The sequence below is a fragment of the Rhizobium sp. NLR10b genome (assembly GCF_019685435.1).
Lineage (GTDB): Bacteria > Pseudomonadota > Alphaproteobacteria > Rhizobiales > Rhizobiaceae > Rhizobium.
This window is the reverse complement of sequence record NZ_JABDWV010000006.1, coordinates 126,673-140,553: the sequence shown is the minus strand read 5'-3', so window position 1 is coordinate 140,553 and position 13,881 is coordinate 126,673. Positions and strand designations below refer to the sequence as shown.

The 13,881-nt window shown below is 61.7% G+C and carries 13 protein-coding genes and 1 pseudogene; 11 read left to right on the top strand and 3 right to left on the bottom strand.

What is annotated here, in order from left to right; translation table 11 throughout:
• The first annotated feature begins 35 nt into the window (after window positions 1-35).
• From trxA to HJB91_RS11565, 3 genes are all read left to right on the top strand, one after another.
• Window positions 36-1,010 carry a thioredoxin gene (gene trxA, locus HJB91_RS11575; protein WP_210633031.1) on the top strand — a complete coding sequence of 325 codons (975 nt, stop codon included), beginning with the start codon at window positions 36-38 and terminating at the stop codon, window positions 1,008-1,010.
• Window positions 1,011-1,084: 74 nt separating this feature from the next.
• Entirely contained in the window at window positions 1,085-1,771 is a 687-nt protein-coding gene (locus HJB91_RS11570; RefSeq protein WP_176536246.1) for an LON peptidase substrate-binding domain-containing protein, read from the top strand.
• A gap of 9 nt (window positions 1,772-1,780) precedes the next feature.
• Window positions 1,781-1,969, top strand: coding sequence for a Trm112 family protein (locus tag HJB91_RS11565; protein ID WP_003567459.1), 189 nt, complete (start codon window positions 1,781-1,783; stop codon window positions 1,967-1,969).
• A gap of 15 nt (window positions 1,970-1,984) precedes the next feature.
• On the opposite strand, the gene HJB91_RS11560 is transcribed toward HJB91_RS11565, so the two are convergent.
• Window positions 1,985-3,199, bottom strand: coding sequence for a ubiquinone biosynthesis hydroxylase (locus HJB91_RS11560; RefSeq protein ID WP_210633030.1), 1,215 nt, complete (start codon window positions 3,197-3,199; stop codon window positions 1,985-1,987).
• An 84-nt stretch (window positions 3,200-3,283) separates the two neighbouring features.
• Between HJB91_RS11560 and tesB the strand changes: the two genes are divergently transcribed.
• The 6 genes from tesB to HJB91_RS11530 all read left to right on the top strand — a co-directional run bounded on the left by tesB (window position 3,284) and on the right by HJB91_RS11530 (window position 10,876).
• The gene (gene tesB, locus HJB91_RS11555) at window positions 3,284-4,168 is read left to right on the top strand and encodes an acyl-CoA thioesterase II (protein WP_221154780.1); all 885 of its coding nucleotides are present in this window, start codon (window positions 3,284-3,286) and stop codon (window positions 4,166-4,168) included.
• 210 nt (window positions 4,169-4,378) lie between these two features.
• Window positions 4,379-4,729 (top strand): P-II family nitrogen regulator, encoded by a 351-nt coding sequence (locus HJB91_RS11550; RefSeq protein WP_003543684.1) that lies wholly within the window; start codon window positions 4,379-4,381, stop codon window positions 4,727-4,729.
• A 25-nt stretch (window positions 4,730-4,754) separates the two neighbouring features.
• Entirely contained in the window at window positions 4,755-6,170 is a 1,416-nt protein-coding gene (locus tag HJB91_RS11545) for an ammonium transporter (RefSeq protein WP_221154778.1), read from the top strand.
• A gap of 273 nt (window positions 6,171-6,443) precedes the next feature.
• Window positions 6,444-9,113 carry a DNA translocase FtsK gene (locus HJB91_RS11540; RefSeq protein ID WP_221154776.1) on the top strand — a complete coding sequence of 890 codons (2,670 nt, stop codon included), beginning with the start codon at window positions 6,444-6,446 and terminating at the stop codon, window positions 9,111-9,113.
• Window positions 9,114-9,252: 139 nt separating this feature from the next.
• On the top strand, window positions 9,253-9,921 hold the full coding sequence (locus HJB91_RS11535; protein WP_210633026.1) for an outer membrane lipoprotein carrier protein LolA: 669 nt from the start codon (window positions 9,253-9,255) through the stop codon (window positions 9,919-9,921).
• A gap of 151 nt (window positions 9,922-10,072) precedes the next feature.
• Window positions 10,073-10,876, top strand: coding sequence for an exodeoxyribonuclease III (locus HJB91_RS11530; RefSeq protein ID WP_221146140.1), 804 nt, complete (start codon window positions 10,073-10,075; stop codon window positions 10,874-10,876).
• Between the two features lie 6 nt (window positions 10,877-10,882).
• Here HJB91_RS11530 and HJB91_RS11525 read toward each other — a convergent pair whose 3' ends face one another.
• Both HJB91_RS11525 and HJB91_RS11520 read right to left on the bottom strand, forming a co-directional pair.
• A complete protein-coding gene (locus HJB91_RS11525) occupies window positions 10,883-11,338 on the bottom strand; it encodes a cyclic nucleotide-binding domain-containing protein (protein ID WP_221154774.1) in 456 nt (151 codons plus the stop codon).
• Window positions 11,339-11,474: 136 nt separating this feature from the next.
• Complete coding sequence (locus HJB91_RS11520) at window positions 11,475-12,158, bottom strand: response regulator transcription factor (protein ID WP_210633023.1); 684 nt, start codon at window positions 12,156-12,158, stop codon at window positions 11,475-11,477.
• A gap of 168 nt (window positions 12,159-12,326) precedes the next feature.
• Between HJB91_RS11520 and HJB91_RS11515 the strand changes: the two genes are divergently transcribed.
• Both HJB91_RS11515 and HJB91_RS11510 read left to right on the top strand, forming a co-directional pair.
• Entirely contained in the window at window positions 12,327-12,848 is a 522-nt protein-coding gene (locus HJB91_RS11515; RefSeq protein WP_221146139.1) for a L,D-transpeptidase, read from the top strand.
• 131 nt (window positions 12,849-12,979) lie between these two features.
• Window positions 12,980-13,810 (top strand): annotated as a pseudogene (locus HJB91_RS11510) (aldo/keto reductase).
• The last annotated feature ends 71 nt before the right edge of the window (window positions 13,811-13,881 follow it).

The following is a 13,881-nucleotide window of genomic DNA, read 5'->3' as shown; positions in this document are numbered from 1 at the left end:
TGATGCCGGCAGGATCGGCGCGGCGGGAGATACCTATGAGCGGCAGCAACAACCCCTATAACGGTTCCTTCGGAAATCAGATGTCGGCAACGGCAAGCTTCGGCGCTCAGCCGGAAGCGGCGGCTGCGGCCGGCAGCTACATCACCGACACGACGACTGCGAATTTCGGCAAGGATGTCATCGAGGCGTCACGCAAACAGCCGGTGCTGGTCGATTTCTGGGCGCCCTGGTGCGGTCCGTGCAAGCAGCTGACGCCAGTCCTGGAGAAGGTGGTCAATGAGGCCAAGGGCCGCGTTCGTCTGGTCAAGATGAATATCGACGACCATCCCTCGATTGCCGGCCAGCTCGGCATCCAGTCGATTCCGGCCGTCATCGCCTTCGTCAACGGCCGTCCGGCCGATGGCTTCATGGGCGCGGTGCCGGAAAGTCAGATCACTCAGTTCATCGACCGTATCGCCGGGCCTGCCGGTGCTGATGAGGCGGCCGAGATCGAAGCCGTGCTGACGGAGGCGGCGGAGCTGCTCACTGCCGGCAACATCAACGAGGCGGCGCAGCTTTACGGCGCGGTCATCCAGGCCGATCCCGAGAATGCCAAGGCGCTTGCCGGGATGGCCGAATGCATGATCGCCGCAAACCAGCATCAGCGGGCGCGCGAAACGCTGACTGATCTGCCGGAAGAGCTGGCGAAGGACGCCGGCATCCAGGCGGTGCTGAAGAAGCTCGATCAGATCGAGGAGGCGCGCAAGCTCGGCGATCCCGTGGCACTCGAGCATGAACTGGCCATCAATCCCGATCATCACGAGGCGCGGCTGAAGCTCGCCAAGATCCGCAATGTCGAAGGCCGGCGCGAGGAAGCCGCCGAACATCTGCTTCTCATCATGCGCAAGGATCGCGCCTTCGACGATGACGGCGCCCGCCGTCAACTGCTGCAGTTCTTCGAGGTCTGGGGTTTCAAGGATCCGGCGACGGTTGCCGCCCGGCGCAAGCTTTCGGCAATGCTGTTCTCTTAAGATGAATATCCGCCCTTGCGTTTTCGGGCGGGGGCACCACATTCTCGTCAGGACGGGCACGCCCGTCTACCAGAATGCGGGACGGTTTCATGCAAGTCGGTAATGCCAGATACCTGAAGCCGGGCGATCTGCCTGATGCGATCGCCGTCTTCCCCCTGACCGGGGCCCTCCTCCTGCCCGCCGGGCAGCTTCCCCTCAACATCTTCGAGCCGCGTTATCTGGCGATGCTGGATGCAGCACTTGCCGGAAACCGGCTGATCGGCATGGTCCAGCCGGCACTCGGCGAACATGAGGACAAGGGCGGCGAGCACAATCTTGCCGCCGTCGGCTGCCTCGGTCGCATCACCTCATTTGCCGAGACCGGCGACGGGCGCTATATCGTGTCGCTGACCGGCGTCTGCCGCTTCCGGCTCCTGGAGGAGAAGGTGACCAGCGATCCCTTCCGCACCTTCCGCATCGCGCCCTTCATTGCCGATCTCTCGGCTGAAAACGAGGAGGAGGCGGTCGACCGTACGGCGCTGCTGACCGCCTTCAAGGCATATCTCGATGCCAATAAGCTGGAGGCCGACTGGGAGAGCGTCGAGCGGGCCAGCAACCTGACGCTCGTCAATTCACTTGCCATGATGTCGCCGTTCGGGCCGGCTGAAAAGCAGGCGCTCCTGGAGGCGCCGGACCTGAAGACACGGGCCGAGACGCTGATCGCCATTACCGAAATCGTGCTGGCGCGGGTCTTCGGTGACTCCGATACGGTTCTGCAGTAGACTGCGGCCATGGACGAAAAACTGAGCCGCGTCGATCCGAAACTGCTGGAACTCCTGGTCTGTCCGCTCTCCAAGGGCCGGCTTTCCTATGATCGCGAACATAATGAGCTTGTCTCGGAAAAGGCGCAGCTTGCCTATCCGATCCGTGACGGCATTCCGATCATGCTGGTGTCCGAGGCCCGCCGCCTCGACGAATAGCCTCTCCGAATTCGGCTAAATCGTCTGACCGGCCAGCAGCCGCGGATTATCCTTTGCCGCTGTTCCGGCCGCCTGGCTGATGAAGAAGGATTTGAGACGCGGCAGCCGGTCGACGATGCCGAGACCAACGTCGCGGGCGATACGGATCGGCATTGCGTCGTTGGAGAAGAGCCGGTTCAGCACGTCGGTCGTCACTCCCATACGGAAGGTGTCGAAGCGCCGCCAGGTCTGGTAACGCTCGAGGATGTTGATCGAGCCGATATCGAGACCGAGGCGGTCGGCCTCGACAATCGTTTCGGCGAGCGCTGCCACGTCCTTGAAGCCGAGATTGAGCCCTTGCCCTGAGATCGGATGGATGCCATGCGCGGCGTCACCGGCCAGCGCCAGACGCGGAGCAACGAAGGAGCGGGCAAGCGTCAGGCCGAGCGGAAAGGCGCGTTTGTCGCCGATGACCTTCAGCGCCCCGAGTTTGTGGCCGAAGCGGCGTTCCAGTTCCTCCTCGAAGATCAGATCGTCGGCGGCAACCAGCCTGTCGGCATCATGCGTGCGTTCCGTCCAGACGAGCGAGGAGCGGTTGTTCCTGAGGGGCAGGATGGCGAAGGGGCCGGCCGGCAAAAAATGCTCCTCGGCACAGCCGTCATGCGGCCGCTCATGTTCGACGGTCGCGACAATGCCGGACTGGCCGTAGTCCCAGGTGACGGTCCTGATGCCGGCGAGATCGCGCAGCCTCGAGCGCACGCCGTCGCAGGCAACCACCAGCCGGGATTCCAGCGTGCTGCCGTCCGAAAGCGTGACGTCGGCATGGCTGTCGTGGGTTTTGAATTCGGTCGCCCCAAGCCCGTGGCGGATGTCGATGCCGAGCCGCTCGCAGAGGCCGCGCAGTGCTGCCACCATGGCAACGTTCGGGATCATGTGTGCGAAGGGCCGGCCTTCCTCCACTTCGCCGTCGAACGTCAGGAATACGGGACGGACCGGATCGGAGGTCCTGGAATCGGTGACGATCATCTTGGTGATCGGCTGCGCTTCCGGCTCTATCTCGTTCCAGATGCCGAAGACGTCGAGCATCTTTGAGGCCGCCGCGATGATGGCTGAGGCGCGCGTATCGTTTTTCCAGACATGCTCTGGGGCGGCCTCCACGACCGTGACGTTCAGATGGGGCGCTGCCTGCTTGACCGCGACCGCCGCGGAAAGGCCGACATACCCCGCGCCCACAACCAGCATATCCAGCATCGCGCCGCTCCCGTACCTTGTGCCTCAGATGTGATCTATATAGATCATCGCAACTTCACTTCCTACCGCCGGGAGGCATACAAAATGACGCGCGAGACGACCGAGCCCTCGGCGATGGAGAGGCTGCTTGCGACGCTCGATCTCGAGCCGATCGAGGTCGATATCTTCCGCGGCCGCAGTCCGCAGGTCGGCTGGCAGCGGGTCTTCGGCGGCCAAGTGATCGGCCAGGCGCTGATGGCGGCACAGCGTACCATCGGGTCCGAGCGCTTCGTCCATTCGCTGCACGCTTACTTCATGCGCCCCGGCGATCCCTCGGTGCCGATCATCTACCAGGTGGAACGCATCCGCGACGGATCGAGCTTCAATACCCGGCGGGTCGTCGCGATCCAGCACGGCAAAGCGATCTTCGCGCTGTCGGCTTCTTTCCAGTTGGAGGAAGCGGGCTTCGACCATCAGGTCGCCATGCCCGACGTGGCAATGCCCGAAGAGGTGCTCGGCGAACAGCAGATCAAGGAGCAATTTCTTGCGCATGCGCCGGAAGCGATCCGGAAATACTGGGAGCGCGAGCGGCCGATCGAGATCCGCCCCGTCTCGCTGACCCATTATTTTTCCGACAGGAAACTCGACCCCCGGCAGGATGTCTGGGTGCGCGCCACCGGTCCGATTCCCGATGACCGGCTCTATCAGGCTGCGGTGCTGGCCTATCTCTCTGACATGACGCTGCTCGATACGTCGCTTTATGCGCACGGAACGTCTATCTTCGATCAGAGCCTGCAGGTCGCAAGTCTCGATCACTCCATGTGGTTCCACCGGCCGTGCAAGCTCGACGACTGGCTGCTTTATATGCAGGACAGCCCCTCGGCTTCGGGCGCCAGGGGATTGACTCGCGGCAGCCTGTTCACGCGAACAGGTGTGTTGATCGCATCCGTCGCGCAAGAAGGATTGATTCGGAAAAAGGCAAATGAATAAATAACGGGCATATTTGCAAATTTGCGCATTATTTGTGCGCTTATTGCTCGATCAATTGCCTGTTTATTGGTATTGCCAATTATAACATTTATTTTTCAATAAGTTAACTTCGGCTTCGAATCTGGCACGTCCTTTGAATGTATATCGCCGGTCGCTGTTCAGGAACGTCAGCGGCAAGGAGAGTCGGCTCCGCGCCGAGGATAACGAAGGATGGGAAACCAGATGAAAATTGTGATGGCTATTATCAAGCCGTTCAAGCTCGATGAGGTCCGCGAAGCGCTTACGGCGATCGGCATTCAGGGCCTGACCGTAACCGAAGTGAAGGGTTACGGACGTCAGAAGGGACATACCGAAATTTATCGCGGCACCGAATATGCGGTCAGCTTCCTGCCGAAGCTCAAGATCGAAATCGCGGTTGCATCGGAACTTGTCGACAGGGCGGTCGAAGCCATCGCGGCATCGGCCAAGACCGGCCAGATCGGTGACGGCAAGATTTTCGTCTATTCGATCGACCATGCCGTGCGCATCCGTACGGGCGAAACCGATTCAGAAGCGCTGTAAACGGCAGATCAAGGAGCCTTTTCCAATGTCAATCTCGAAGTTTTCTTCCACCTTTGCGCGGGTCGGCGCAGCATCGGCCGCGCTTCTTGCGCCGGCCGTCGCTTTTGCGCAGGAGACTGCCGCGCCAGCCGCTGCTCCTGCCTTCACCATGGACAAGGGTGACAATACCTGGATGCTCGTCTCCTCGGCGCTCGTCCTTCTGATGACCATCCCCGGCCTTGCGCTTTTCTACGGCGGTCTCGTGCGCGCCAAAAACATGCTCTCCGTGCTGATGCAGGTCTTCATGATCACGGCTGTCGTGTCGCTGATCTGGGTGACCTACGGCTATTCGCTCGCCTTTACCGACGGCGGTTCGCTGAACAGCTTCATCGGCGGCTTCTCCAAGGCCTTCCTCGCCGGCGTCAACACCTCGTCGCTCGCCGAAACCTTCTCGAAGGGCGTCGCCATTCCCGAATACACCTTCATCGTCTTCCAGATGACCTTCGCCTGCATCACGCCCGGTCTGATCGTCGGCGCCTTCGCCGAACGCGTCAAGTTCTCGGCGGTCATGCTCTTCGTCGTGCTTTGGGTCACCTTCATCTACTTCCCGATGGCGCACATGGTCTGGTTCTGGGGCGGCCCGAGCTCCTACAGCGCACCGGCCGGCCTGATCTTCTCTTACGGCGCAATCGACTTCGCCGGCGGTACGGTCGTTCACATCAATGCCGGTATCGCCGGCCTTGTCGGCGCCATCATGCTCGGCAAGCGCACCGGCTATAAGAAGGAAATCATGGCCCCGCATTCGATGACGCTGACCATGGTCGGTGCCTCGCTGCTCTGGGTCGGCTGGTTCGGCTTCAACGCCGGCTCCAACCTCGAAGCCAATGGCTACGCATCGCTTGCCATGATCAACACCTTCGTCGCGACGGCCGCCGCCGCCGTGTCCTGGTGCATCGTCGAAAGCCTCGCCCGCGGCAAGGCCTCGATGCTCGGCGGCGCTTCGGGTGCCGTCGCCGGTCTCGTCGCCATCACGCCGGCGGCAGGTTTTGCCGGCCCGATGGGCTCGATCGTTCTCGGTCTCGTCGTCTCGCCGATCTGCTACTTCTTCGTCGACGTCGTGAAGAACAAGTTCAACTATGACGACAGCCTCGACGTCTTCGGCGTCCATTGCGTCGGCGGCATCATCGGCGCTCTCGGCACCGGCATCCTCGTCAATCCGGCGCTGGGCGGTGCAGGCATCGTCGACTATTCGACGGCTGACTTCGCCGCCACCTATGCCGGCACGGCAACCCAGGTCCTGAACCAGGCGAAGGGTGTTCTCACCACGCTTCTGTGGTCGGGCATCGGTTCGGCGATCCTCTACAAGATCGTCGACGTCGTCATCGGCCTGCGGGTCTCCGTCGAAGCCGAGCGCGAAGGTCTCGACCTCTCGACCCACGGCGAAGCCGCCTATCACTCGTAACATCGGCTTCGGGCGCCCCGCATGAGGGCGCCCCACACGGCCCGTCGCGGCCTACCTCGAGCTTTTCCGGGTTAGACCCGGAAAAGCTCGTAGACCGCATTTGGCCCGGACCTTCAAAGGTTCGGGCTTTTTTCTTTTATCGGCCGGAATGCGTGCCGGTACTTGCATGGTTAACATCACTTTAACCCCGCTCTGGTTAGGTAGAGCGGACGCATTTGGCATGGCGAGGCTTCGGCGATTCGCCTGCCCTCAGGCATTGGACGGGTTAGACACATGGCAAGAAGCACGTCGCCGGCAATGGATGGCCGTCCGGATCGGTTCTCCTTCTCGGCATTCATGCTGCGGCAGATCCAGGCACTCATCGGCTTTGCGATCTTTCTGCTGCTGGCCTTCTCAGTTGCGGCGCTGGCGACATGGAATGTCGCCGATCCGAGCTATTCCTACGCCACCGCCAACCTGCCGACGAATGTTCTCGGCTACAGCGGTGCCGCCTTTGCCGATATCGTCATGCAGTTTCTGGGGCTTGCCAGTGTCGTGGCGATGCTGCCGATCGTTGCCTGGGCGCTGACGATGATCTCCGGTCGTCGCTTCGACCGCATTCCCGTCCGCATCGGCGCCTGGCTTGCCGGCTCGGTGCTTTCGTCCGCCGTCATCGGCTGTTTTCCGCCGCCGCTCACCTGGCCGATCCCGAACGGCATCGGCGGCGTCATCGGCGATATGATCCTGCGCTTTCCCGCACTCTTCGTCGGCGCTTATCCAACCGGCACCTTCGCCATGGTCGTCGGCTGCATTTTTGCTGTACCCACAGCCTGGATGATGCTCTTCGCATCAGGCCTCGTCGGCCGCAGCGCCGATGACGAAACCGAGGACGATTACGTCGAGACAACAAGCAAGGCGCGGGTGGTCGGAGACGAGGACGAGGAAGAGGACGAATCGCGCTGGGTTGCGTTCAGCGGCGCCATGACGCATGCATGGTTCATGAGCCAGGGCCGGCTGCGCCGGCTCTTCGGCATGGGACCGCGCCAGCGGCGCCAGGGCGATTTCGAGTCGCCTTATGATTTCAACGACGATGAATTCGGCACACTGAACGAACCGGTCCGCCCCAAAGCGCCGGCCGTCCGCGGCGAGCGCCTGGAGCCATCGATGGAGCCGCGCTCGGCTTCGCCCCGCCGCGTCGTCGCCGCGCCGTCGCTTTCCATCGACGACGAGGATGAGGACGGCGATCCGCCCTTCGATACCGACATGCCGCCGCGTCCGGCCGACATTCTGCCCGACGACGATGATGACGACTGGACGATCCGTGCGCCGGCAAAAGCCGCCGCCAAGCCGGAACCACGCGTCGTCCCGGCGATCACGCGTCCGAAGCCCGGTGCCCGGGTCGAACGGGAAGCGCAGGGTTCGTTCATTCGTCCCGAGGGTTTCCAGCTTCCCTCGATGCATTTGCTCGCCGAGCCCAGGAACGTGGTGCGCGATTCGACACTGTCGGCCGATGCGCTGGAGCAGAATGCCCGCATGCTCGAGGGTGTGCTGGAGGATTTCGGCGTCAAGGGCGAGATCATTCACGTCCGCCCAGGCCCGGTCGTCACGCTGTACGAACTGGAGCCGGCGCCCGGCATCAAATCGTCGCGCGTCATCGGCCTCGCCGACGACATCGCCCGCTCGATGAGCGCCATTGCCGCCCGCGTCGCCGTCGTGCCGGGCCGCAATGCGATCGGTATCGAATTGCCGAACCAGACGCGCGAGACCGTCTATCTCCGCGAATTGATCGCCTCCCGCGATTTCGACGGCAGCAAGGCCAAGCTCGCCATGGCGCTCGGCAAGACGATCGGCGGAGAAGCCGTCATCGCCGACCTCGCCAAGATGCCGCATCTGCTCGTCGCCGGCACCACCGGTTCGGGCAAATCGGTCGCCATCAACACGATGATCCTGTCGCTGCTCTACCGCATGACGCCGGAACAGTGCCGGCTGATCATGATCGACCCGAAGATGCTCGAACTCTCCGTCTATGACGGCATTCCGCATCTGCTTTCGCCTGTTGTCACCGATCCGAAGAAGGCCGTCGTCGCGCTCAAATGGACCGTGCGCGAGATGGAAGAGCGCTACAAGAAGATGTCGAAGATTGGCGTGCGCAACATCGACGGCTTCAACACGCGCGTCGAACAGGCGCTGTCGAAGGGCGAGGTTATCTCCCGCACGGTGCAGACCGGCTTCGACCGCCATACCGGCGAGGCCATGTACGAGACCGAGGAATTCGACCTCAAGCCGATGCCCTATATCGTGGTCATCATCGACGAGATGGCCGATCTGATGATGGTCGCCGGCAAGGACATCGAAGGGGCGGTCCAGCGCCTGGCGCAGATGGCGCGTGCGGCCGGCATCCACGTGATCATGGCGACCCAGCGTCCATCGGTCGACGTCATTACCGGCACGATCAAGGCGAACTTTCCGACCCGCATCTCATTCCAGGTCACCTCGAAGATCGACAGCCGCACAATTCTTGGCGAACAGGGTGCCGAACAGCTGCTCGGCATGGGCGACATGCTCTATATGGCGGGCGGAGGGCGCATCCAGCGCGTCCACGGCCCGTTCGTTTCGGATGTCGAGGTGGAAGAGATCGTCTCCTACCTGAAGACGCAGGGCTCGCCGCAATATCTCGATGCGATCACCGCCGATGACGAAGAGGACGGCGATTACGGCGGCGGCGGTCCGGCCGGCACGTCGAACCTTTCGGATTCGGAAGATCCCTACGATCAGGCCGTCGCCATCGTGCTGCGCGACGGCAAGGCTTCGACTTCTTACGTTCAACGCCGGCTTGGTATCGGCTACAACCGCGCTGCGTCGCTGATCGAGCGCATGGAGAAGGAAGGCATCATCGGGCCGGCCAACCACGCCGGCAAACGAGAAATCCTCGTTCCGACCGAGGGCGACATCCTCGACCGCTGAGACAAGCGCCATATATTTCTGATGAGGCCCTTTTGGCGGAAACGCGGTGGCATCGATGTCGCTGCTTTTCGCGCGCCGATCGCAACGCCTTGAAGACGCCGCCTTTCGGCGGCATGCAGATCGCATTAAGGAGATTTAGATGCGTAACTCCGATTCCTTCCTCTCCGGCCTGGCGATGACGCGCCGCGATCTTCTCGGCGCTTTCGCCGTCGCTGCTGTGGCGAGCGCCGTCCCTCTCAGCGCCATCGCACAAGCGGCAGCGCCCGCTTCCGGCACCGCGCAGGCAATCGCCGATCATTTCTCCGGCGTCACGACGATGCAGGGCGAATTCGTCCAGTTCGGTCCGCGCGGCGAGCAGACCGGCGGCAAGTTCTTCATCCAGCGTCCCGGCAAGCTGCGCTTCAACTATGACGATCCGTCGCCAATGCGGGTGATCGCCGACGGCAAGAACGTCGCCATCGGCAATACTAAGCTCAAGACCTGGGATCTCTATCCGCTCTCGAAGACTCCGCTCAGCCTGCTCCTGGCGCAACATATCGACCTTTCGGCCGGCATGGTGAAGGGTGTGAAGGAGGAGTCGGACCTGACGACGATCGCGCTCGGCAACAATACCGTGTTCGGAAACTCGACGATCACCATGATGTTCGATCCGAAGACCTATGATCTGCGCCAGTGGACGATCACCGACAACCAGGGCAAGGATACGTCGGTGATGATCTTCAACGTCAAGACGGGTGTGCAGTTCGACGACCGGGTCTTCCGGGTGCCCTATGAGAGCATTCCGGGCACGGCAGCTTCTCGAGACTGAGGGTTTTCGGTTGATCGACTGGGGCTTTTGCACGCTGCCGGTTTCTTCCTGCCCGCCTTTGTTTTAAAGCCCTTTCATGAAAGTGCGTCGCGTCGAGCCACAGTTCTGTGGTTCGACTGGCATGCGAAGTTGACGCGAGAGGGCATGGGGCATGGGCTTTTCGATCACCACCTGGAACATCAATTCGGTACGTCTGCGCATGCCGATCGTGGAGCAGCTCGTGCTCAAACAGAGGCCTGACATTCTCTGCCTGCAGGAGACCAAGGTGCCGAACGAGCTCTTCCCGGCAGCACCTTTGCGGGCGATGGGCTACGATCACATCATCATGCACGGCCAGAAGGGGTATCACGGGGTCGCAATCGCCTCGCGCATTCCGCTGACGGAGGATCACCGGCAGGATTATTGCGGCGTCGGCGATGCCCGCCACATATCGGCGGTGTTCGAGCGCGGCAACCGCCGTGTCCGGCTGCACAATTTTTACGTGCCGGCCGGCGGCGACGAGCCCGATCGCATGATCAATCCGAAATTCGGCCACAAGCTCGATTTCATCGAGGAGATGAAGCTCTTGAAAGCGAATGGCGAGGCTAACACCTCCGCCATCCTGGTCGGTGACCTCAACATCGCTCCGCTGGAGCACGATGTCTGGTCGCACAAGCAACTGCTGAAAATCGTCAGCCATACGCCCGTCGAAACCGACGGGCTGCTCGAGGTGATGAAGCGCGGCGCTTGGCTCGATCTCATGCGCCAGCACGTGCCGGCAAGCGAGAAGCTTTATACCTGGTGGAGCTACCGCGCCAAGGACTGGGAGGCGGCCGATCGCGGCCGCCGGCTCGACCATATCTGGTCGTCATCGGATCTCGGGCCGCATCTCCAGCGGATCGAGATCCTGAAGGAGGCGCGCGGCTGGGATCGGCCGTCGGACCATGTGCCGGTGACAGCGCATTTCGACTTCTGACAAGGTTCAGCTGAATCGATGGAACTGGCTTGCCGCCATGGCTGCAAGTTCGGCGAGGTTGTCGCGGATGCGGTTTTCGATCAGACGGGCCGCATCGGGATATTCCTCGAGCAGTCGATGGAAGAGGGCGCGAGTGATGCGGATGATGCTCGTGTCCTCGCGTGCGATTGCAGTGAACTTGCGCTCCACCAGGGTGACCAGCGCCAGTTCGGAAATCAGTGTTCCCTGCCCGGCGACCGCCTCCGCCCGCTGCATGCCGTCGCTGCTCATCGTGCTGAGTTCGAGGCTGCCGCTCAAGACGACATAAGCGCTTTCGGCCGGCGAGCCCTGGCGGAACAGCATCTGGCCGGCGGCGATCATGCGCCGGTCGGCGCCGAAGGCGATCAGCCGCAGCTGGTCCTCGCTCATGTCCTTGAACAGCGGAAGCTGGGAAAGCAGATGAATGTCGTCGGTCAGCGCCATGCCGGCTTTTCGCCTTAGAGCAACTCCGGCAAAAGTGCCTGGCGGATTTGCCAAGCAAAGCGTGAAACGCTCTTGCCGGGAATTGCGTGAAAACAAAGAGATAGAGCATCTCCGTGATTTGGGGAAACGGAATGCTCTAGGGTATGATCTTGTAGCCGCCGTTTTCCGTCACCAGAATTTCGGCGTTGGAGGGATCGCGCTCGATCTTCTGGCGCAGCCGGTAGACGTGGGTTTCCAGCGTGTGCGTCGTTACACCTGAGTTATAGCCCCAGACCTCTTCAAGAAGCACGTCGCGGGTGACGACCTTCTGCTCGGCACGGTAGAGATAGCGGATGATCGCCGCTTCCTTTTCCGTCAGGCGGATCTTCTGGCCGTTGTCGGTGGTAAGCAGTTTCTGACTCGGCTTGAAGAGATAGGGGCCGACGGTGAAGGTCGCGTCCTCGCTCTGCTCGTGCTGGCGCAATTGTACACGGATGCGCGCGAGCAGCACAGCGAAGCGGAAGGGCTTGGTGACGTAGTCGTTGGCGCCGGCTTCGAGGCCGAGGATCGTGTCCGAATCGGTATCGTGGCCGGTCAGCATGATGATCGGCGCCTTGAAGCCGCCCTTGCGCAAGAGCTTCACCGCTTCGCGGCCGTCCATGTCGGGCAGGCCGACATCCATGATCAAGAGGTCGACCGGCGTCGAACGGGCGGTCGCAACACCTTTGCCGGCGCTGGCTTCCTGCAGAACCGTGAATTCCTCATAAAGCGACAATTGCTCCGTCAAGGTCTGACGAAGGTCCTCGTCGTCATCCACCAGAAGAATGGTGCGTGCGGTCATGCCGTTGCATCCTCAAAGTTAAGTCCCCTAGTCCTACGCCAAATTGCAGCTTTGGCAAGGATCGGCCGGCGGGGCTATTGCCGCGCAGCTTTTCATATGATTTCAATCAAGGCACCAGGCAATGCAAGACATGCGAGAAAAATGGAAAAAGCAAGGCGGAGCCGGGGCATGCGGCCATCAACGATCATGGTGCGGCCCGCTCCAGGGAAGAAGAGCCGCGCCATCGTTCGGTTCGGCGCAATCACCGTCCCTGCCGCAATCGGCCGATCGGGCCGTACCATCCTGAAACGCGAGGGCGACGGCGCCACGCCAATCGCGGCGATGCGGCTGATTTCCGGTTTCCGGCGCGGTGAACAAAACGGTCAACTCATCACCTCGCTTCCCATTCGCCGCATCCGCGCAGACATGCTCTGGTGCGACCAGCCCGGCAACGCCAACTACAACCGCCTCGTGCGGGCGCCATTCGGGGCAAGTCATGAGGAGATGCGGCGCAGCGACGGTCTCTACGATATCTGCCTTGTCATGGACTGGAACATTTCCTCGCGGGCGCGCCATCGCGGTTCGGCGATCTTCTTCCATCTCATCAGGCCGGGCTACGAGCCGACGGCCGGCTGCGTGGCCGTAAGCCTGCGTGACATGCGCCGCCTTCTGCCCCACCTTCGAAAGGGAACGATTGTCCGGGTCCTCTGATTGTCTTCAAGCTGCCGCCACCTATATGGTTCCGGTGACCGGACGCTCCGGCTGAAATGCGTTCCGGGACGTCCGCAGGTGCGGGCGCAATCCATGCCTCGTCCAATTCTTCAAACTCCCGGAGATATATTGTGACCGCTCAACCCATCATCACTTTCCATGACGGACATTCCATTCCCCAGGTCGGTCTCGGCGTGTGGCAGACGCCGCAGGAGATTGCCGCGCCGACGGTACGCACTGCCATTGCCGCAGGCTATCGGCATATCGATACGGCTTCGGGTTACGATAATGAAGAGGGTGTGGGCGAAGGTATCCGCTCGTCGGGCCTCGACCGCAAGGATATCTTCGTCACCACCAAGCTCAGGAATACCGACCAGGGCTACGACAATGCGTTGCGGGCCTTCGACGGCAGTCTCAAGAAACTTGGCTCCGACTATGTCGACCTCTAACTCATTCACTGGCCGTCGCCGCATCGCGGCCTCTACACCGAGACCTGGAAGGCATTCGTGCGCATCCGCGAAGAGGGCCGCGCCCGCTCGATCGGCGTGTCGAATTTCTATCCCGAACATCTCGAGCGCATCATCGGCGAGACCGGCGTCGTTCCGGTCATCAATCAGATCGAGCTGCACCCCGACTTCCAGCAGAAGGCGGCGCAGGAGGCTCACAAGAAACTGAATATCGCCACCGAATCCTGGAGCCCGCTCGGCCAAGGCAAATTCATCTCGAACAAGGTCATCGGCGAGATCGCCAACAAGCATGGGAAGACGCCGGCCCAGGTCATCATCCGCTGGCATATCGATACCGGTCTCGTCGTCATCCCGAAATCGGTGACGCCGTCGCGCATCGAAGAAAACTTCCAGGTGTTCGATTTCAAGCTCGATGCCGACGACATGGCGGCGATCGCCAAACTCGACAGCGCCGGCGCCCGCATGGGGCCGGATCCGATGACAGCGGCTTTCTGATCGCCGTTGCTGAATACCGTCGATCGGCTGCCGACAGCGCCATATAAGAAGCCGCCCGATGCGCTGAGACG

Excerpts from the sequence above, each read along its gene's own strand:
- HJB91_RS11550 (WP_003543684.1), top strand. The coding sequence starts at position 4,379 with ATGGGAAACCAGATGAAAATTGTGATGGCTATTATCAAGCCGTTCAAG.
- HJB91_RS11540 (WP_221154776.1), top strand. The coding sequence starts at position 6,444 with ATGGCAAGAAGCACGTCGCCGGCAATGGATGGCCGTCCGGATCGGTTC.
- trxA (WP_210633031.1), top strand. The coding sequence starts at position 36 with ATGAGCGGCAGCAACAACCCCTATAACGGTTCCTTCGGAAATCAGATG.
- HJB91_RS11520 (WP_210633023.1), bottom strand. The coding sequence starts at position 12,158 with ATGACCGCACGCACCATTCTTCTGGTGGATGACGACGAGGACCTTCGT.
- HJB91_RS11570 (WP_176536246.1), top strand. The coding sequence starts at position 1,085 with ATGCGGGACGGTTTCATGCAAGTCGGTAATGCCAGATACCTGAAGCCG.
- HJB91_RS11535 (WP_210633026.1), top strand. The coding sequence starts at position 9,253 with ATGCGTAACTCCGATTCCTTCCTCTCCGGCCTGGCGATGACGCGCCGC.
- tesB (WP_221154780.1), top strand. The coding sequence starts at position 3,284 with ATGACGCGCGAGACGACCGAGCCCTCGGCGATGGAGAGGCTGCTTGCG.
- HJB91_RS11530 (WP_221146140.1), top strand. The coding sequence starts at position 10,073 with ATGGGCTTTTCGATCACCACCTGGAACATCAATTCGGTACGTCTGCGC.
- HJB91_RS11565 (WP_003567459.1), top strand. The coding sequence starts at position 1,781 with ATGGACGAAAAACTGAGCCGCGTCGATCCGAAACTGCTGGAACTCCTG.
- HJB91_RS11545 (WP_221154778.1), top strand. The coding sequence starts at position 4,755 with ATGTCAATCTCGAAGTTTTCTTCCACCTTTGCGCGGGTCGGCGCAGCA.
- HJB91_RS11515 (WP_221146139.1), top strand. The coding sequence starts at position 12,327 with ATGCGGCCATCAACGATCATGGTGCGGCCCGCTCCAGGGAAGAAGAGC.
- HJB91_RS11560 (WP_210633030.1), bottom strand. The coding sequence starts at position 3,199 with ATGCTGGATATGCTGGTTGTGGGCGCGGGGTATGTCGGCCTTTCCGCG.
- HJB91_RS11525 (WP_221154774.1), bottom strand. The coding sequence starts at position 11,338 with ATGGCGCTGACCGACGACATTCATCTGCTTTCCCAGCTTCCGCTGTTC.